The following is a 20,609-nucleotide window of genomic DNA, read 5'->3' as shown; positions in this document are numbered from 1 at the left end:
TAATCCAGGGGTATAAAATGCCTCTGGATTATTAATTTTACTTAGATTTAATTAATATTTAGGATTGAAAGTGGAGGTAGATTGAAGTGATAAAGAAGTTGTTAGATTTAAAGATTAAAAATAAATTAGTTGTTTTATTATTGTTGATAACTTTGCTACCGATAATAATTATTAATTTGTTAGGGAATGGGATAATTGCTAATCAGCTTGAAGAAAATTTTATTGAAATGACGACTCGGGAAATTAGACAGGTCAATAATAATATTGATTTATATTTTAGTAATATGGAAGATGATTTGAGATACTTAGCTAGCAATCCTCTCATCAGACAGGCTGATGAGACAATCACTGATTATTTAGATCAGACTGAAGAGGACAGGTTGCAGTTGACTCCTGAAAAAAATGGAGGAATTGAAGCAGAAATTTATGATTTTTATCTTGATTTTGCAGAAGCACAGTCTAATTTGGCTTATGTCTATCTGGCAACAACAGAAGGAGGATATATTCAGTGGCCAGCTACCCAAGTTACTCCTAATTATGATCCTAGAGACAGAGATTTTTACAGAGCAGCTATGGAGAATAAAGGGGAGGTAGGTAGAACTGAACCTTACTATTGGGAAGCCGATGGAACGGTCAACGTCAGTACAGTTTTGATTGTTGAAGATGAAAGAGGAGAAGTAATTGGAGTTCAAGGGACTGATATGAGTTTAGATGTCTTGACTGAGATGATAGAAGATATAACTATTGGTGAAACAGGTTATATTGTAATGACGACAGAGGATGGTACTATTTTGACCCATCCTCGTCAACCAGAGTTGAACTTTGAGGAGATTGAAAAGTTAGGGGTTAAAGAGTTTGAAGGCTTAGCTGAAGTTGATAATGCTAGTTATGAAGTAGAGCTTGAAGGCGATGATTATTTAGCAAATATTTATACCTCTCCAGAATTGGGATGGAAGTTTATAGCATTGATGGAGCGGTCAGAATTAATGGGAACTGTTAATCGGATCAGATATTTAACTTGGGGTTTAGTAATTCTTTTTATAATCATTATCTTTATTATTGCCCAAAAATTTTCTAATAAATTTACAAAACCGATTATTGCTGCTGCAGAATTTGCACAAAGAATTGCTGATGCTGATTTACAGGTAGATAAATTAGCAGTTGAGAGTGAAGATGAAGTAGGAATATTAAGTCAAGCTCTTAATCAAATGCATGATAATTTGAAGCAAATGGTTGAGAATTTAGCTGAGACTGTAGATAATTTATCTGCATATAGCCAACAATTATCTGCATCTGCTGAAGAAGGAAATGCTACAATTGAAACGAATAATCAATTATTGCTGGAAACTTCAAGTGGGATAGAAGAAATTTCTGCTGGAGCTCAAGAGGTAAGTTCTGTTGCTCAAGAAGCTACTTCTAAGACAGATCAAGGTGTTAGAAATGTTACAGAAACGATAAAGAGTATTGAAGAGATTGATTCTGCTGTAACAGGGACTGTAAGAATAATCGATGACTTAGATAATAATGCAGGTGAAATAGGAAAAATTATTAATTTGATCACTAACATAGCTGAACAGACGAATCTATTAGCCTTGAATGCTGCTATTGAAGCAGCAAGGGCGGGAGAAGAAGGACATGGTTTTGCTGTTGTGGCTGATGAGATTAGAGAGTTAGCTGCAGAAACAGCTCAAGCAACAGATGAGATTGCTAAGTTGGTTAATCAGACCCAACAAAAATCAGAAGAAGGGTTAGAGGCAATTGAAATGGTAGCTAAAAAAGCTAAAATTGGCAAGGATGCAGTTCAAGAGACTGGTGATATATTTACAGAGATTAAAGATTCAATTGAAGAGACAGCCAGTTATATTGAGCAGACAGCTAGCTCTACTCATAAGTTGGCCCAAGGTAGTAAGCAGATGGAGTTAGCATCAGATGATGTTAGTAATATGTCCGAAGAGATAGCTAAATCTTCACAAGAATTAGCAGGGTTGGCCCAGCAAGTACAGAGATTGATTCAAAAGTTTAGATTATAAAATACTAGAATCCTATCTTTAATATTAAAGATAGGATTCTTATTATAGAAAAATGAATGTATTTATTTTAGATAAGTAGAAATTAAGTTGCAAAATAATTTTCGATAATGCAAAATTTTTGTCGAAATAAGTCTTTTGAAATTATGATTACCTATTGAAATAAAATGAAAAAGAAGTTAAGGTAAGGCCTGTCGTGATAGGATTGATTTGGCATGAGAAGAAGGATTATTTAAGAAGTGGTATGTTAATTGCATTAATATAATAGCTAAAGGCAATAGTTTTTAGATAGTTTAAGAAGGATGAGTTTCAGTAAATAATTAGTGTAGTATTTATTAAGTGAATCAATCCAGATAATTATCTTTATTTTCAGAAGAATAACTATATTTGATAAAAATTGTAGTTTTTTAATCAATCTTGTGAAAAAAACATCTATTCTTGACTAAATTGATAAAAAATAGTATAATAAAGATGTCGAAATATTTAATAAATACAAATAATAATTAGGAGGTCGAGTAATGGAAGAGTTATTAGGTGAATTAAGTGGTATAGTGTGGGGTCTTCCGCTAATTATTTTATTGGTGGGAACAGGTATTTTAATCACCCTTAGAACTGGCGCAATTCAGACTAAATTGAAAGAGTCATTTGCTATTTTAAAAGGAGAACGTGATGATCCAGAAGATGATGGAGAAATTGATCACTTTGAAGCTTTAACTGCTGCTTTATCAGCTACCATTGGAACTGGTAATATTGCTGGTGTAGGAACAGCAATAGCTATTGGTGGTCCTGGAGCAGTATTTTGGATGTGGGTTACTGGTATCTTTGGAATGGCAACTAAGTTTGCTAGTTGTGTATTAGCTCAAAAATATAGAGTTGTTAATGAAGATGGATCGGTCAGTGGTGGGCCAATGTATTACTTAGAAGAAGGCTTAGGACAAAAGTGGCTAGGGGTTCTTTTTGCTTTATTTGCAGGAATAGCTTCTTTTGGAATCGGTAATATGGTACAGGCTAACTCGGTTGCTGCACCATTAAATGCAAATTTTGGAATTCCAACAGCAGCTACTGGGATTGTTTTAGCACTTATAGTTGGTTCAGTAATTATTGGTGGAATCAAGAGAATTGGTAAGGTTACTAGTAAGGTAGTTCCTTTTATGGCTGCTGTTTATTTCTTAGGGGGAGTATTAGTATTATTAGTTAATATTGCTGAGGTTCCAGCTGCTTTAGCATTTATAATTAGACAAGCATTTACTCCAACGTCAGCAGTAGGAGGTTTTACTGGAGCAATGGTATTAACAACAGTAAGAATGGGTGTAGCTAGAGGTATTTTCTCTAATGAGGCTGGTTTAGGTAGTTCTCCAATGGCTCACTCTGCAGCTAAAGCTGGTCACCCTGTACATGAGGGTTTAGTAGCGATGTTAGGGCCAATGATTGATACTTTAATTGTTGCTAGTGTAACGGCTTTAGTAATTGTAGTAACTGGTGCTTGGGAAAGTGGGTTGACTGGAACTGAATTAACAGCATCAGCATTTAATCAAGGTTTACCTGGTCCTGGTGGTGCGATTGTTACTTTTGGAATTATATTCTTTGCTATTTCTACAGCTATCAGCTGGTCTTATTATGGTGAACGTTCTGTAGAATATCTCTTCGGTAAAGGAGCAATTAAATTTTATCGCTGGGTATTCATTTTAGCTATACCAGTTGGTGCTATGGTTGAATTAGAATTAATCTGGTTACTTGCAGATGTAGCAAATGGTCTAATGGCATTCCCTAACTTAGTTGGTATTATAGGGTTATCTGGAGTAGTCATTAAGGAAGCTAAAGATTATTTCCAAAGCTTAGATAATACTGGGATTTCTAGAGGATTATAAATTAAATAGGTTTTTTAAAGGATCCTTCTTACTTATGTGAGAGGGGTCTTTTTTCATGGAAGATTAAAAACCGAAGTTGTATTACAATAAAGCTTAGCTTTAGTAATTGGTAATTAGTGATTTGTGATTGGTAAAATCAAAGTCAAAATTTTTGACACAGCGCCCTGAAGAAAACGTTTTTTTGTTTTCTGAGGAAGCGACGCGGAGCTAGTGCCCTTGGGCGTATTCTGAGAGAAATGTTTTTTATTTCTCGAGGAAATAGTCTTGGGCTTGAACTCTTGGGGTGACTAAGGTTTAACTAAGTTCTGATTAAAACCAATTAAAATTTATTTTATGACCTTGAAATTGTCTTGTGTTAGTCGAATTTTAATCCGAATTTAGTCTGCGTCTAACAAGGGTTTGATTATATGTTTTTAGAGGTTTGAATTTACTAATTACTAGTTACCAATCACTAATGACTGTGTCACGAAGTGACACATTATATCAATTAATTTTAATAATTTTTGACAGGTTTTGAGCAAACTAATATAATAAGCTTATATTTCAAAGGAGGGGATATTGATGAAGAAAGGAGTTATTACATTAGGAGAGGCATTGATTGACTTTATTCCACTGGATAAAACCAATACAAAGTTTAAGAAGAATCCAGGAGGAGCTCCTGCTAATGTAGCTGTTGGAGTCAGTAAATTAGGAGCTAAAGCTAGTTTTGTTGGAAAGGTAGGAGCAGATTTATTAGGACAATTTTTGCAAGAAACATTGCAAAACAATGGCGTAAATACTGAAGGAATGATCTTATCAGATCAAGCTAAGACCCAACTGGTATTTGTAACACTAGATCAGAGTGGAGAGAGAAGCTTTGAATTTTATGCGGAGACTAGTGCAGATGCTTTATTGAGTAAAGATGAGTTGAGTGAGGGATTATTTAAAAATAATAAGATCTTTCATTATGGTTCAATTTCTTTAATTAACGAACCCGCTCGTAGTGCTACTGAGTATGCAGTGGAATTGGCCAGAAAGAATGACTTATTAATTTCTTATGATCCAAATTTAAGGTTGAGCTTATGGGATGATGCTCAAAAAGCCAAGGAAGGTATTGTTTCTATGTTAGGAACAACTGATATTTTAAAGGTGTCAGATGAAGAGTTGGAATTTATTACTGGAGAGACTAATATAGAATCAGGAAGTAAAGTATTAGCTGATAAATATGATATTCCATTGATTATCGTAACCTGTGGTAGCCAAGGGGCTTATTATTATTATCAGGAACAGTTATATTTTATTCCTGCTATGAAGGTGGAAACTGTTGATACAACTGGAGCAGGAGATGCCTTTGTCTCGGGAGTCTTATATAAACTCAATCAGGCTGATCGACCATTGACAAATTTAGATAGTAAATTTTTAAATTCTACAGTAGAGTTTGCTAGTATATCTGGAGCTTTAGCAGCATCAGCCAAGGGAGCTATGGTAGCGTTGCCTACTGTAGATAAGGTGGAACAGATATTAGCTGAAAGGTAAAATTTAAATTTAAATTGAAGTTGACAATTTATTTAAAAATAGTTATAATTAGAACAATAGATTTGGGAACGATCCCAAAAGGGGGTTAAATCTATGGGTCTAACAATTAAAGAGATAGCCAAGTTAGCTGGTGTTTCAAAATCTACAGTATCACGAGTGATCAATAACTCTGAGCATGTTAGTGATGAAGCACGAAAAAAGGTAAAAGAAGTAGTAGAGAAGACTGGCTATGTGCCAAGTTCGATAGCTAAGGATTTGAAAAATAATCAGACTGATACAATAGGTGTTATTTTACCTCGGATAAATACAAGTACTTTTTCTGAAGCTGTAGAAGGAATGAGTAAAGTATTGTATCAAAATGGCTATAACTTATTGTTAGCTAATACTAGGTTAAACAAAGAGGATGAACTAGAGTATTTAAGGTTATTAAAGAGGAAAAGAGTTAGTGGAATTTTATTTTTTGCAACAGAAATTACTACTCAACATCAAGAGGTTTTAGAGAAGTTGAATATTCCTGTGATAATTTTGGGCCAAGATGTTAGCAATCTACTTGAACTTCCGTCTGTTATTCAAGATGATTTTCAAGCAGCTAAAGATATAGTAAATTATTTGATTGCTCATGGACATAAGAGAATTGCTTATATTGGAGTAACTGAGGATGATGTTGCAGTTGGACAATTAAGAAAGAATGGATACCAAAGAGCGTTAGCTGAAAATAATCTAGAAGTTAAAGCAGATTATTTTTATCAAGGTGGTTTTGATTTTTCTACTGATTCTGGTTATCAGGGGATGAGTAGAATAATTGCTGATTCAGAGAGGTTACCTACAGCAGTCTTTGCTGTTACTGATCGATTAGCTATTGGGGCTATGAAATGTTTGAGAGAGCAGGGCTATCGAGTACCTGATGATATATCAGTAGTAGGGATTGGAGATACCGAGATGAGTTCTTTAATTACTCCAGAATTAACGACAATTCGTTATGATCAATTCAAGACTGGAGAACTGGCTTCTGGGTTGTTACTGGATTTGATTGCAGGGCAAGATGTGACTGTTAAATCAGTGATGGATTATTCGATTATAGAACGAGAGAGTGTGAAAAAGATTTAGGATTAATGATTTATATTGTTATTGGGAAGCTTCCCATAAAATTTAATTCTTTTTGGGAAGCTTCCCAAAGAGATAAAACTAAAAGAGCTATAATTTATATAAGTGATATAAGGATGGCAAATTTTTTGTTGTTAGTGGTAGAGTTAAGGGAAAGATAAGTAACTAAATAATTTTTTAGAATTAGTTAATTATAAGCATTATAACCTCCTTTGTAAATTGATGGTGAGGACCTTTAAAAACAGATTAATAGGAGGGAAAAAGAATGAATCCAAAAAGAGTAGCTGAAGAGATTGTTAAGGCAATTGGTGGTCAGGAAAATATTGAGAGTGCAGCTCATTGTGCAACAAGATTGCGATTAGTTCTTAAGGATAATGATAAGGCAGATAAGGAAGCGGTTGAAGATATTGAGCAAGTCAAAGGTGCTTTTGTTAATTCAGGACAGTTCCAGATTATTATTGGTCAAGGTGCAGTCAATAAAGTATATAAGGAACTATCTAATGTAAGTGAAGTTTCAGAAGTAAGTAAAGGTGAAGCTAAGAAAGCTGCGATGAAGAATTTAAATCCAGCTCAGCGTTTTGCTAGAGTATTATCTAATATATTTGTACCAATTATTCCTGCTATTGTAGCTAGTGGTTTGTTGATGGGATTGCTAGGAATGATGCAAACTTATGGTTGGGTTGATCCAGATAGCTCATTGGTTGTATTATTAGATATGTTTGCTAATGCAGCATTTGTCTTTTTACCGATGATTATTGCTTATAGTGCTGCAAAAGAATTTGGGGCCAATCCTTATTTGGCTTCAGTACTTGGGGCAATTATGATTCACCCTGCTTTACAGAATGCTTGGACATTGGGTGATGGGATAGAAGAGACTATAGATTTATTTGGTTTAGAAATAGGAATGGTTGGTTATCAAGGTACTGTTTTACCGGTGTTGATTGCTGTTTGGTTTATGGCTAGGATTGAGAATGGAGTTAGGAGCTATGTTCCTGAAGTATTAGATATAATTATTACTCCATTTGTTACAATTTTGACTTCTGGGTTTATTACTTTAGGATTGATTGGCCCGTTTGGTCGTCTGTTAGGTGATGGAATCTCTGCTTCTTTAGCTTTAATTTATGATACTGCTGGGGTTGCAGCAGGATTAATCTTTGGTGGATTATATTCAGCGATAGTAATTACTGGGGTTCATCATAGTTTTCATGCTTTTGAAGCTGAATTATTGAGTAATGTGGGAAGGAACTTCTTATTACCAATCTGGTCGATGGCCAATATTGCTCAAGGTGGAGCAGCTTTAGCAGTCTATTTTAAGACTCAAAATAAAAAATTGAAAGCAATTGCTTTACCTGCAGCAACTTCCTGTTTTTTAGGAATTACTGAAGCGGCTATTTTTGGAGTTAATTTAAGATTGATGAAACCATTTATTGGAGCAATGATTGGTGGTGCTTTAGGTGGTGCTTATGTTGTATTAACTAATGTAGGCATGACAGCAGTAGGGCTAACTGCTATTCCAGGGCTCAGTATTGTAGAAGGTGGGTCATTAATTCATTATGTAGTTGGTTTTATTATCGCTTTAAGTGGTTCATTTATTGCTACTTGGTTGCTAGGATTTAATGATCAAAAATAATTAGATAACTTATCTAAAAGGAAGGAGCTAGCTCCTTCCTTTTTAATTGATTAATGAACGGAGGGATTAAAGTGAATAGAAAAAGAGACCAGCAATTATTAACTAAAGCTGAACAAGCAATCGCAGAAGCTAGAGATAAAGTAGAAGCTGATTATTATAGATTAAAATTTCATGTGATGGCTCCAGCAGGTTGGTTAAATGATCCAAATGGATTGATACAATTTGATGGTAAGTATCATCTATTCTATCAATTTCATCCTTTTGATACGGAGAGTGGTTTGAAATATTGGGGTCACTATACAAGTCCTGATTTAGTAACTTGGTGTGAGGAGTCAATTGCGTTGGCCCCTAGTCAGTGGTATGAAAAGGATGGTTGCTACTCAGGTAGTGCAGTTAATAATGAGGGAGTGCTTACGTTAATTTATACAGGTAATGTCAAGGAAAATGGAGTAAGAAGTGCCAATCAGTGCTTAGCAACCAGTAATGATGGGGTTAATTTTAAAAAATCAATAGATAACCCTGTTATAGCTATTCAACCTGAGGGATATACTGCTCATTTTAGGGATCCTAAGGTCTGGAAGAAAGATGAGAACTGGTATTTAGTAATTGGAACACAAACAATAGAGCAAGAGGGAAGAGTCTTACTTTATAAATCTAATGATTTGAATGATTGGGAACTGGTAGGAGAAGTAGCAGGAAGTAACCTGGGGGGGTTGGATTATTTTGGTTATATGTGGGAGTGTCCAGATTTATTTGAGTTGAATGATAAGGATGTATTGATTGTTTCTCCTCAAGGTATAGAGCCTGAAGGAGATTTATATCATAATATTTATCAAGCAGGTTATTTTGTTGGGGATTTGGATTATCAAACGGGCCAACTTGAACATGGAGATTTTAGTGAATTGGATAGAGGTTTTGATTTTTATGCTCCCCAAACGACACTTGATCAGCAAGGTAGAAGGATTTTAATTGCTTGGATGGGACTTCCTGAAGAAGATGAAAATTATATGGAACGAGAAAATGGTTGGATTCATGCAATGACACTTCCTCGGGTGTTAGAGCTTGGAGAAGATGGGCAATTGCTTCAAAATCCTGTTGCAGAGTTGAAGAAATTACGAAAAGAGCTTGTTAGTTATCAAGATATTAAAATTAGCAATCAAGAATTAATCCTAGATGGAATTGAAGGAGATACCTTTGAGTTGATTGTAGAGTTTGCTGTAGAAGATGCAACTGAATTAGGGGTTAAGCTTAGGTGTTCCGAAGATGGTAGTCAAGAAACTACTATTAAATATGATAATAGAGATAATAAATTAATCTTTGATAGAAGTAAGTCTGGAAAAGGTAGGAAGGGAGTTCGTCGTTGTTCATTAAATCATAATGGGGAGATAAAGTTACATCTATTTGTTGATCGATCTTCAGTAGAGTTATTTGTAAATGATGGTGCAGAAGTCTTTTCAAGTAGAATTTACCCTGATCAAGATAGCGTGGGAGTTAAGTTCTTTGCTACAGCTGGCTCGGTAAAACTTAAAGAAGTGAAGAAATGGAGCTTTTGAATTTAATTACAAAATAGCTTAAGTTTAAGGTTGAGGTTAAGTCTAAGTCAATCGTTAAAAGCATAAGGGCTTTTAGTTCTCACTTAAACTTAGACTTGGACTTAAACTTAAGCTATTTATCAATATAATTTCAATCAAAAGCAGGTATTATTGACTTTAAGTAGAATATTATGACATGGGATAAATTAATTAAAATTAGTGATTAGGGGTAGGATGCAGTGTGAAAGATTTTGGAAGAAGACAACATAATATTGATTTTGGCGAACAGAAAACAAGTAATAAAAAGAATAAGTTGAATAAATTTATTCTTTTTTTATTACTCTTAATTGGAATTGGTTTATTTATTATTTTAATGGTTAATTTTTTTGGTTATCATTCAACTAGGATAGTTACTACTACTTATGGGACTTTGAGGGATGAGATTGAGACTGAAGGACTTTTGATTAGGGACGAAAAGATTACCTTTGCTCCTCTAGAAGGAGAGCTACAATTAAATGTATCTGAAGGAGAAAAAGTTAAGGCAGGAACGAAGGTAGCCAGTGTTTTTGGAGCAGAAGAGATAGACCTCTACAATTATAATTCTGGATTATTAAGTTATCAAATTGATGGTTTAGAAATGACATTAACTGAAGATAGTAAAACAACATTAACCTATGAACAGTTTGTTAACCTAAGAGGGAAGATCAATCAAGTTAGTTCAGGAGAAAGGGTTAATGCTGGTCGTCCTATTTTCAAGATTGTTGATAATTTCTCATTTTATTTAGCTGTTTTATTACCTCAAGATGAAGTGGTGAATTATGAAGAAGGATCAAGTGTTAAAGTCATTTTTTCTGAATTAGAGGAGCGAGATTTTACTGGAGAAATTGATCAGATCTTATTTGATCAACCTAAGAATATTATGATCATTGAATTTAATAGTTTGATTTCTGATTTAATAAAATTAAGAAAGACTGAGGTTAAAATTATTAGAGAGAATTATAGTGGAATAGTTGTTCCTACCTCTGCTCTAATTGAAGAGGAAGGTACTATAGGAGTAATGATTAGTAGTTATACGAATAAGTATTTTAAAGAGGTTGAAGTAGTAGGTAAGGTTGGTGATCAAGCTGTTGTTAAGGGGATAGGGCCAGGAGTTGAAGTTGTTTTAACTAATTAACAGGAGGGTGATAATATGGAAAAAATTTATATTTTAGACACAAATGTTATTTTACATGACCCGCAGGCAATATTTTCTTTTGAAGATAATCAAGTTATTATCCCGATGGTAGTTGTTGAAGAGATTGATGATCAGAAGAAGAGACAAGATTCAGTAGGAAAGAATGCTCGTGTATTTTCCAGATATGTAGATCAATTGAGAGAAAAAGGAAAGTTAAATGAAGGAGTTAGATTAGAAAGAGGTGGTTTATTGAAGACTGATCTGCGTTATGAAAAGTGCTCTGAGTTGCCTGAAGCACTAGATCCTAATAAAGCAGATAATAAGATAATTTCAACAGTCTTGAATTTTAAAAAGAATAGTGATCTTCCTGTAATTTTAGTCTCAAAAGATATCAATATGAGGATTAAGGCTGATGCCATTGGAGTTAAGGCTGAAGATTATGAGACGGATCGAGTTGATATTGATGAACTTTATTCAGGAGTTAAAAAGATTGAGGTAGCTTCAGATAAGATAGACCAATTTTATCAGCAAGATGGATTGAAGCAAGAGGAGTTGAATTTAGATGAAGAGTTATTTCCTAATCAATTTATAAGCTTGGAGGATGAGTTGGGGGGTTCACAGTCTGCTTTGGCCCGTTATGATCAAAAAGCAGGTTTGTTACGTTCTTTTATCTTCAACACTGATGATGTGTGGGGGATTAGTCCAAGGAATCGAGAGCAAAGTTGTGCTTTTGAATTATTATTGAATGATGAGATTAAGTTGATTACTTTAGTTGGGAAAGCTGGAACTGGTAAGACATTATTAGCTTTAGCAGCAGGGTTACAAAAAGTAGTTGATGATAAAGCTTATAAAAAATTGATTGTTACTAGACCAATTGTACCAATGGGCAATGATTTAGGTTATTTACCTGGGGATAAGGAAGAGAAATTAAGACCATGGATGAGACCAATCTATGATAATATGGAATTTTTGGTTGGCGGGGGCCAAGGTCAGGAACCGGCTAATGCAGTAGCAGATTTGAAGGCAATGAATTTAATTGAATTAGAAGCGATTACTTATATTAGAGGTAGAAGTATTCCGGATCAATTTATTATTGTTGATGAGGCACAAAATCTAACTCCTCATGAATTAAAGACGATTGTAACTAGAGTTGGAGAGAATACTAAGATTGTGCTAACTGGTGATCCTTATCAAATAGATCACCCTTATTTAGATAGTAATAGTAATGGTTTGACTTATGTTGTAGAAAGAATGAAGGATAAAGGTTTGGTAGGGCATGTTACTTTAACTAAGGGTGAACGTTCTAAGTTAGCTGAATTAGGGGCTGAGGTTTTATAGAGGTTAAGTCTAAGTTTAAGTAAGAGCTAAACCCTTGTTTTTTTATGATTTACTCAAACTTAACCTCATACTTAACCTTAATTTATAATAATATAACTGTTTAATCAAAAAATACACCTTATAAGGTGTATTTTTTGCAGGTGAATAATCGTATTTAGAGAAATAATAATGGAGGAGGTAATTGATAATGACTGTCAAACAAAGATTAGATCAAATAAGAGAAAAGATTGAGGTTGCTGCTAGTAGAGCAGGACGTAATCCTGATGAGATAAAATTAGTTGCTGTTTCTAAAAAACAAAGTTTAGATAAAATAAAAGATGTATTGGATGAGGGAATCTTAGATTTTGGTGAGAGTCGAGTTCAAGAATTAAGAGATAAGTATGATAGTTTCGAACAGGAGATTAATTGGCATATGATCGGTCATTTGCAACGAAATAAAGTTAAGTATCTAGCAAGAATGGATAAATGTAAGCTAATTCATTCAGTTGATAGTTTGAGGTTAGCTAAAAAGATTAATAAAAGGGCCAACATGGAAGATAGACAGATGAATGTTTTAATACAGGTTAATGTTGCAGAAGATGAAAATAAATATGGTCTTATGAGTGAAGAGGTTATTGATTTTTTAACTGAAGTTTCTTCTTTTGAATATATGAAGGTTAAGGGGTTGATGACGATTGCTCCTTATGTAGATGATCCAGAGGAAGTAAGACCTTACTTTCGGAAGTTAAGAGAGCTTGCTGTTAAGATAGAGGCTGAGAAGATACCTGGGGTTGAAATGAAAGAGTTATCAATGGGGATGAGCAATGATTTAGAAGTAGCAATTGAGGAAGGAGCTACTATTGTTAGGGTCGGTTCAGCGATCTTTGGCCCTAGAAATTATAATAAATGAGTTTAATAGAAAAAGTAACTGAGTTATTTTCTTTAGAATCTGAGGTACCATCAGCCCCGAAAGAGCAAGTTGATAATTCTACTGTGACAGAGGATTCAGAAAACATAGAGGAGCCAGAAAATAGATTTTCTTTGCAGACAGCTTCTTTAGCTCAAAATTGTAATGGTGAAAGTATTGATATTGTACAGCCAACATCCTTTGAGGAAGCACAGACAATAGCAGATAAATTGAAAGCAGGCCATTTAGTAGTTGTTAATCTAACGGAGGTCAAGCGTCGTTTAGCGACAAAAATTATTGATTTTGTAAGTGGAACTTCTTATGCTTTGGATGGTAATTTAGAAAAAGTAGGGGAGGATATCTTTTTATTTACTCCTAAATCTGTTACAATAAGTTATGGAATTAAAGAAGATAATGATTCTGATGTTGAAAATTTATCATTAGTTAAGGAAAAGGAGAGGGCGAATGCTAGTGGATAAAAAGATTGGTTTTATTGGTGCTGGAGCAATGGCGGAAGCTTTGATTACGGGAGTTTTGGAAGCGGAGTTAGTTTCAGCAGAACAGATTTATATTAGCGATTTAAAAAAGAGAAGATTAACAGAGTTGGAGCAAGAGTATGGAGTACAACTAACAGATAATAATAATGAGTTGGTCAGTAATGTTGATTATATTATTTTAGCAGTTAAACCTAAGGTGATAGCTAAGGTATTAACTTCTTTAGATGTTGAAATTAAAGGAGAGCAAAAGGTCTTTTCTATTGCTGCGGGAATAAAAATTGAAGATATTGAGTGTCATTTAAAGAATGAAGTTCCAGTAATTAGATTAATGCCCAATACTCCTGCATTAATTGGAGAAGGGGCTACAGCTTATGCTTTAGGAGAAGCAGCTAGTGCTGAAGATGGTAAGTTAGTGGAAAAAATATTTTCTGCAACAGGAGTTGTAATCGGAATAGAAGAAGATTTAATGGATGCAGTGACAGGTTTAAGTGGCAGCGGGCCAGCCTATGTCTATTTATTTATTGAAGCATTAACCGATGCAGGAGTTAATGTTGGGTTAGCTAGGGAGGATGCTAGTGATTTAGCATTACAGACTTTGATTGGTGCAGCTAAGATGGTTGTTGAGTTAGAAAAGCATCCAGCTCAGCTAAAGGATATGGTTACTTCACCAGGAGGAACTACAATAGCTGCTTTGCGACAGTTAGAAAAGGATGGGTTTAGATCTGTTATTTATGAAGCAGTAGCAACAGCAACAGATAAAGCAGAAGAACTAAGAAAGGAGTGAAAGTTGTGAGATTTTGGTTAATTAGACTTGTCGATGGAGCATTCAGGATCTATAATTGGCTTATTATAGCTAGAATTGTAGCTTCTTGGGTACAGCCACCGACTCATCATCAATTCATGAGAGATCTTTTAAATTTTGTTTATCGGACTACGGAGCCTGTTTTAGGGCCAATGAGGCAGTTATTTCCTCTGCCAGGGATTGATATTTCTCCAATTATTGCCTTTATAGTTTTACGGATTATTAGAGGTGGTGTAATTCAGTTGTTGTGGGCGGTGTTATAATATAGTTTACAGTTGACAGTGAACAGTTTGCAGTTGATACGATTTTTGTGGGTTTCATGGAGGGTCTTGATAAAGACCTGTAAGGATAGAAAAAATCTAAGAGGGGATTTTTTCATCACGAAAGGTTCAAGGAATCCGAAGGATAAGACCAAGAGCTTAAATGCTTAAGAGTTTTAAAAATCCTTATATCTATGTTTAGAGTGGTTTTGATTTTAAGGTTTTTAACCGTCAACTGTAAACCGTAAACTGTACACTGATATTTAGTTTTAGGAGTGATATGATGCTGGATAAGGAACGGTTGTTGGCCCATATAAATGAACAAGAAGAAAAATTAGTTCTGGATCAAATTTTAGATAAAGTAGAATTAGCCTTACAGAGACATCAACCTATGTATACTAACTTTTTAAATCCTCATTGTCTCTATTTGGCCCGACCGATTTTAGAACAGATAGCTGATCTTAAGTATCTAGAATATGGTGGTTATAAACGGGCTGAACGGAAGAGGTTAGCTGTAATGCCTGATTATTATATTAAGGATCTGGTTGAATCACCGATTAAACTATTAAATATTACTGGGCAGTTTAAGTTTCAGCAGGTTAGTCACCGAGATTTTTTAGGAGCGATTTTAGGAACAGGGATTAAAAGGGAGATGGTTGGAGATCTAGTTTTGTATCAGCAAGGTTGCCAAGCTATTATTGCCCAAGAGATGGAGGAATATCTACTGCTTAATCTTGATCAAGTTCATCAAATAGGTGTTGAACTTGAAACGATATCCTTTGAACAATTACATATTGAACCAGAACGGGTAAAAGAGATTAGAGATACAGTACCATCTTTACGTTTGGATTCGGTTGCTAGCTCTGGTTTTTCTACTTCTCGTAATAAGATGAGCAGTGAGATTGAAAGTGGGAAAGTAAAGGTTAATTGGAAAGTTATTACTGATCCAGCTTGTTTTTTAGATCAAGATGATATTATTTCTATTCGGGGGCGAGGAAGAGTAGAGATCGATGAGTTATTAGGTCAATCTAAGAAAGGAAGAATTAAAGTAAGATTAATAAGATATATTTAAAGGGGGGAGTACAATGTCTTTGACTCCAGCAGATATTTATAATAAAGAGTTTGATAAAACTTTTTCTATTTTTTCATATGACCAACAAGAAGTTGATGATTTTTTGGATTTGGTGGCTGCCTATTATGAAGAGGTGTTGAATGAAAAGAATTCTTTAAAGCTGAAAGTAAAGAAGTTAGAAACAGAGATTGAGGAGTATCAAGAAAAGGATAAGAAGCTACACGAAACTATAGATAAAGCACAACAGACTATAGAGAATAGAAAGACTGAAGCTGAAAAAGAGGCTGATTTAATCTTAGAAGAGGCTAGATTAGAGGCTAAAAAGATAAAAGAGGAAGCAAAAAGTAAGGCTGAAAAGAAGTATCAACAATATAGAGAATTAATTGAACAGGAAAGATTATTTAAGATCAAGTTTAAAACATTATTAAAATCTCATTTAGAAATGTTAGATCAACAGGCTGGCCTAGAACAGATCAAAGAAGAGATTGATTTTGAGACTAGTGAATAAAAAGCAGCTAGTTAATACATAATAAAATAATACATTTATAGAATTTGAAGGTAGGGGAGTAGAATGAAATTTGGAATAATTGGGGCGATGGATGTAGAGGTTGAGTTATTAAAGAAAGAAATGGAGATTGAGGATAAACTAATAAAGGCCAATATGGAGTTTTATTCTGGGACATTACTTGGTAAGGAAGTTGTTGTGGTTCGCAGTGGGATTGGTAAGGTTAATGCAGCTGTTTGTTCTCAAATTTTGCTCGATAATTTTGCAGTAGAGGCAGTTTTATTTACAGGAGTAGCTGGTGCTATTGATAGAGATCTTGATATGGGGGATATTATAATTTCAACAGATGTTGTTCAACATGATGTTGATATTACAGCTTTTGGTAGAGATTATGGAGAGATTCCTGAATTAGACCAAGTAGCTTTTAAGGCTGATGAAAAGTTGGTTACAATGGCTAAAGAGATTGGAGAAGAGTTGGCCCAAACGGAAGCGATTGAGGTTATTACAGGTAGGATATTATCTGGTGATCAATTTATTTCAGATGAGAAGAAAGTGGAGTGGTTGAGAGAAACATTTGCCGGACAATGTACCGAGATGGAAGGGGCTGCAGTAGGCCAAGTAGCTTACTTAAATGATACTCCATTTGTGATAATTAGATCTATCTCTGATAAGGCAGATGAAGAAGCCGATATGTCCTTTGATGAGTTTGTTGAATTTGCTGCGAATAATTCCTATAAGATGATAACTGAGATCTTAAAAAGATTATAAATAGTAGTTGACGAAAGAAAATAAGTATATTATAATGATTTATGAATTAAATACTGTTTTAAAAGCGAGAATAGGGAAAAGTAAGTAGAGTGGAAATTATAGCGAACTAGGGATGGTGGAAGCCTAGGAATAGAAACTTTACTGAAGATCATCTCTTAGCTGTTTCTTTGAAATGATAGTAGAAGAAATCGGTAGTAGCCGTTATTTAAATTGAGTGAATATATAAGAGTTTAGCTATAGATTAATAGCTACTTAATATATTAAGTTGGGTGGTATCGCGAGTTTACTCTCGTCCCTTAGTGGGGTGAGGGTTTTTTTTATTAGTGCATAGTTGATAGTGGATAATTGACAGTTAAGAGTAAGTTTAAAAGCTTTTGGATTTAGCTATCCCTATTCACTATAAACCACGAAATTTAAATTATAAAAGAAGGAGTGTTAAAAAATGAATTATAAAGATACGTTGAATCTACCTAATAATGAATTTCCTATGCGGGCCAACTTATCTGAAAGAGAACCAAACTTTCAGCAATTTTGGAACGAAAATAGCATTTATGAAAAAGCATTAGAAAAAAGAGAAGGTGCTGAAAAGTTTATTTTACATGATGGCCCTCCGTATGCTAATGGAGATATTCATATCGGACATGCGTTAAATAAGATTTTAAAAGATATTATTACTAGATATAATCATTTAAAAGGATTTCAAGCTCCTTATATTCCTGGCTGGGATACACATGGGTTACCGATTGAGCATAAAGTAACTAAAGAGTTAGGAGAAGAAAGAAAAGAGTTAACAACAATAGAATTACGAGAAAAGTGTAAAGACTATGCCCTAAAATATGTAGAAAGACAGAAAGAACAGTTTAAGAGATTAGGGATTTGGGGTGAATGGGATAATCCATACATTACATTAGAGCCGGAGTATGAAGCTAAACAGATTGATGTCTTTGGTAAGATGGCACTAAAAGGTTTGTTATATCAAGGGTTAAAGCCAGTACACTGGTGTACAAGTTGTGGAACTGCATTAGCAGAAGCAGAGATTGAATATGAAGAGATTAATGGCCCATCAATTTATGTTAAGTTTCCAGTTGAAGAAGGAAAAGAGTTAGGGGGAGAAGAGCTAACTACTGATGATTATGTTGTAATTTGGACGACTACTCCTTGGACTATCCCTTCAAATATGGCAATTTCTATTCATCCAGATTTTGAGTATGTAATTGTTGAAGCAGATGGTGATAGATTAGTAGCTGCTAAAGAGCTAGTAGCTGACATGATGGAGATTTGTGGTATCGAAGACTATACAATTATTGCTGAATTTAAAGGGAAAGAATTAGAAGGAGTTAGTTGTAAACATCCATTTTATGAGCGAAAGTCACCATTGATTTTAGGAGAACATGTAACATTAGAGCAAGGTTCTGGTTGTGTACATACAGCTCCTGGACATGGACATGATGACTATGTTGTCTGTCAAGAGTATGATATTGAAGTTTATGCTCCAATGAATGATCAAGGTTATTTTACTGAAGAAGCTGGTGAAGAGTTTGCTGGAATGTATTATGATGATGCCAATATTAAGGTAACAAACTTATTAAAAGAAGATAATTTATTGATGGATTTAAGCTTTGTTGATCATTCTTATCCTCATTGCTGGAGATGTAAGGATCCTGTTATCTTTAGAGCTACTGAACAGTGGTTTGCTTCTGTTGAGGATATTAAAGATGAAACTTTACAGGCAATTAAGGAAGTTGATTGGTATCCTGATTGGGGAGAGGCAAGAATGACGAATATGGTTGCTGATCGAACTGATTGGTGTATCTCTCGCCAACGAGTTTGGGGAGTACCTATTCCGATTTTTTACTGTCAAGACTGTGATGAGCCATTGATTACTGAAAAATCGCTTGCAACAGTTAAGGAGTTATTTGCTCAACAAGGTTCAGGGGCTTGGTATGAATTAGAAGCTGGTGAGATATTACCTGACTCTGTTAAGTGTGATGAGTGTGGGAATGATACATTTGATAAAGAAACAGATATTATGGATGTTTGGTTTGATTCAGGAGCAAGTCATGCTGCAGTACTAGAGAATTATGATATTTTGGAGCGACCAGCAGACTTGTATTTGGAAGGAACTGATCAATATCGAGGTTGGTTTAATTCATCTTTGTTAACTTCGATTGCTGCTAGAGGAGAAGCACCATATAAAGCTGTAGTGACTAATGGTTTTACACTTGATAAAGATGGTAAGAAGATGTCTAAGTCAGTAGGTAATGTTGTTTCACCATTGGATGTTATTGAGCAGTATGGAGCGGATATTTTAAGATTATGGGTTGCTTCTTCTGACTTTAAAGAGGATGTCAGAGTTTCTGATAAGATTTTGCAGGAAAATGCAGAGGTTTATCGACGAATCAGAAATACTTCACGTTATATTCTAGGTAACTTAGCTGATTTTGATCCAGCAGAAGATAAAGTAAGTAAAGATGAATTGACAGAAATTGATCGTTGGACTCTATTAAAATTACAAAAGTTGCTTAAACAAGTAGAAGAAGCTTATGAAGCCTACGAATATCATAGATTATATCATGCTGTACATAATTTCTGTACGGTAGAGATGAGTTCTTTCTATCTTGATGTATTAAAGGATAGGTTATATACTTTAGAAGCAGATGATCCAGTACGACGTTCTGCTCAAACAGCGATGTATGAAATTTTAACTACTTTAATTAAGGTAATTGCTCCTGTATTGGTTCATACTGCAGAGGAGGTATGGAGTTATCTACCTGAAAATAGTGGTGATGAAAGTATATTCTTAGCAGAATGGCCACAAGTTAAGGAAGATTATCTAGATCAGGATTTAGAAGAGAAATGGGATCGCTTATTAGAGGTGAGAAAAGATGCTTCTAAAGCTTTAGAGTTGGCCCGGAATGAAAAAGTTGTAGGACATTCCTTAGATGCCCAAGTAGAACTTTATGCAGATCAGGAATTATATGATTTTTTAGTCCAATTTGATGATTTAGCAGAATTATTTATTGTTTCTAAATTAACTGTACTAAAACCTAGTGCTGAAGTTGAAGAAGATGAGTTATATGTCGGTGAAGAAACGGGAGTCAAGGTAGCGGTAGCTCAAGCTCCTGGTGAAAAATGTGAACGTTGCTGGCATTACTGTGAAACAGTTGGTACTGATGAAGAGCATTCAGAAATTTGTGCTGAGTGTTTAGAAGTAGTTGAGAATTTGTAAGGATGAAAGAGTAATATTGTGGAGTCTGTAGCCTTTTTATTAGGTTACAGACTTTTTTATCACTAAGGAGATTATGCTTTTTAGAGGTTGTGGATAACTTTTACTAGTTTGTATTTGTTGGTTTTACTTAAGCTAAATCTTAGAATTAAACTGAGTTGCCGGAGGCAACTCAGTTTAATTTAAATGTATATTAATTATAAAATAGGAAACTACTATAATTAGTACTTAGATAAGAACTACACCTACAAAGAATTATAAAGTTAAATCTTTTCTTGACAAGTTTAGAGTAGGGTGATATACTACTTGATGTTGCCGCAGAAAAAGATTGGCGACAAAAAAGATTTCAAAAAAGTTCTTGACAAATAAGAACGAATTTGATAGTATATTAAATGTCGCTTGAGA

Annotated in this window: 16 protein-coding genes and 1 other annotated feature; all 16 genes read left to right on the top strand. The window is 34.5% G+C overall.

Going from position 1 to position 20,609, the window contains the following annotated elements; all coding sequences use genetic code 11:
• Positions 1 to 86: 86 nt before the first annotated feature.
• The 16 genes from MWH28_RS10160 (at position 87) to ileS (ending at position 20,207) form a co-directional block, all read left to right on the top strand.
• Positions 87 to 2,030: a methyl-accepting chemotaxis protein gene (locus MWH28_RS10160; RefSeq protein WP_248619260.1), complete on the top strand. Its 1,944-nt coding sequence runs from the start codon at positions 87 to 89 to the stop codon at positions 2,028 to 2,030.
• Between the two features lie 515 nt (positions 2,031 to 2,545).
• The gene (locus MWH28_RS10155; protein WP_248619259.1) at positions 2,546 to 3,895 is read left to right on the top strand and encodes an alanine/glycine:cation symporter family protein; all 1,350 of its coding nucleotides are present in this window, start codon (positions 2,546 to 2,548) and stop codon (positions 3,893 to 3,895) included.
• 561 nt (positions 3,896 to 4,456) lie between these two features.
• Positions 4,457 to 5,410 (top strand): aminoimidazole riboside kinase, encoded by a 954-nt coding sequence (locus tag MWH28_RS10150; protein WP_248619258.1) that lies wholly within the window; start codon positions 4,457 to 4,459, stop codon positions 5,408 to 5,410.
• A 93-nt stretch (positions 5,411 to 5,503) separates the two neighbouring features.
• Positions 5,504 to 6,517 carry a LacI family DNA-binding transcriptional regulator gene (locus tag MWH28_RS10145; protein WP_248619257.1) on the top strand — a complete coding sequence of 338 codons (1,014 nt, stop codon included), beginning with the start codon at positions 5,504 to 5,506 and terminating at the stop codon, positions 6,515 to 6,517.
• A 262-nt stretch (positions 6,518 to 6,779) separates the two neighbouring features.
• Positions 6,780 to 8,144 carry a sucrose-specific PTS transporter subunit IIBC gene (locus MWH28_RS10140; RefSeq protein WP_248619256.1) on the top strand — a complete coding sequence of 455 codons (1,365 nt, stop codon included), beginning with the start codon at positions 6,780 to 6,782 and terminating at the stop codon, positions 8,142 to 8,144.
• Positions 8,145 to 8,215: 71 nt separating this feature from the next.
• On the top strand, positions 8,216 to 9,697 hold the full coding sequence (locus tag MWH28_RS10135) for a glycoside hydrolase family 32 protein (protein ID WP_248619255.1): 1,482 nt from the start codon (positions 8,216 to 8,218) through the stop codon (positions 9,695 to 9,697).
• 220 nt (positions 9,698 to 9,917) lie between these two features.
• Positions 9,918 to 10,850: a biotin/lipoyl attachment domain-containing protein gene (locus tag MWH28_RS10130; protein ID WP_248619254.1), complete on the top strand. Its 933-nt coding sequence runs from the start codon at positions 9,918 to 9,920 to the stop codon at positions 10,848 to 10,850.
• Positions 10,851 to 10,865: 15 nt separating this feature from the next.
• Positions 10,866 to 12,188 (top strand): PhoH family protein, encoded by a 1,323-nt coding sequence (locus tag MWH28_RS10125; protein ID WP_248619252.1) that lies wholly within the window; start codon positions 10,866 to 10,868, stop codon positions 12,186 to 12,188.
• A 187-nt stretch (positions 12,189 to 12,375) separates the two neighbouring features.
• Positions 12,376 to 13,077, top strand: a complete 702-nt coding sequence (locus tag MWH28_RS10120; protein WP_282580202.1) for a YggS family pyridoxal phosphate-dependent enzyme — start codon at positions 12,376 to 12,378, stop codon at positions 13,075 to 13,077.
• Entirely contained in the window at positions 13,074 to 13,553 is a 480-nt protein-coding gene (locus MWH28_RS10115) for a cell division protein SepF (RefSeq protein WP_248619251.1), read from the top strand. Before MWH28_RS10120 ends, MWH28_RS10115 begins: the two co-directional genes overlap by 4 nt.
• Positions 13,540 to 14,355, top strand: coding sequence for a pyrroline-5-carboxylate reductase (gene proC, locus MWH28_RS10110; protein WP_248619250.1), 816 nt, complete (start codon positions 13,540 to 13,542; stop codon positions 14,353 to 14,355). Before MWH28_RS10115 ends, proC begins: the two co-directional genes overlap by 14 nt.
• Positions 14,356 to 14,360: 5 nt before the next feature.
• On the top strand, positions 14,361 to 14,636 hold the full coding sequence (locus MWH28_RS10105) for a YggT family protein (RefSeq protein ID WP_248619249.1): 276 nt from the start codon (positions 14,361 to 14,363) through the stop codon (positions 14,634 to 14,636).
• 280 nt (positions 14,637 to 14,916) lie between these two features.
• The gene (locus MWH28_RS10100) at positions 14,917 to 15,705 is read left to right on the top strand and encodes a photosystem II electron transport protein, Sll1252 family (RefSeq protein WP_248619248.1); all 789 of its coding nucleotides are present in this window, start codon (positions 14,917 to 14,919) and stop codon (positions 15,703 to 15,705) included.
• Between the two features lie 13 nt (positions 15,706 to 15,718).
• Positions 15,719 to 16,213 carry a DivIVA domain-containing protein gene (locus tag MWH28_RS10095; RefSeq protein WP_248619247.1) on the top strand — a complete coding sequence of 165 codons (495 nt, stop codon included), beginning with the start codon at positions 15,719 to 15,721 and terminating at the stop codon, positions 16,211 to 16,213.
• Positions 16,214 to 16,276: 63 nt separating this feature from the next.
• The gene (locus MWH28_RS10090) at positions 16,277 to 16,978 is read left to right on the top strand and encodes a 5'-methylthioadenosine/adenosylhomocysteine nucleosidase (protein WP_248619246.1); all 702 of its coding nucleotides are present in this window, start codon (positions 16,277 to 16,279) and stop codon (positions 16,976 to 16,978) included.
• Positions 16,979 to 17,036: 58 nt separating this feature from the next.
• Positions 17,037 to 17,278 (top strand) — a binding site (T-box leader).
• 142 nt (positions 17,279 to 17,420) lie between these two features.
• Positions 17,421 to 20,207 carry an isoleucine--tRNA ligase gene (gene ileS, locus MWH28_RS10085; protein WP_248619245.1) on the top strand — a complete coding sequence of 929 codons (2,787 nt, stop codon included), beginning with the start codon at positions 17,421 to 17,423 and terminating at the stop codon, positions 20,205 to 20,207.
• Positions 20,208 to 20,609 lie beyond the last annotated feature (402 nt).

The sequence above is a fragment of the Natroniella sulfidigena genome (genome assembly GCF_023223645.1).
Classification (GTDB): domain Bacteria; phylum Bacillota; class Halanaerobiia; order Halobacteroidales; family Halobacteroidaceae; genus Natroniella; species Natroniella sulfidigena.
This window is presented reverse-complemented; position numbering and strand designations above follow the sequence as displayed.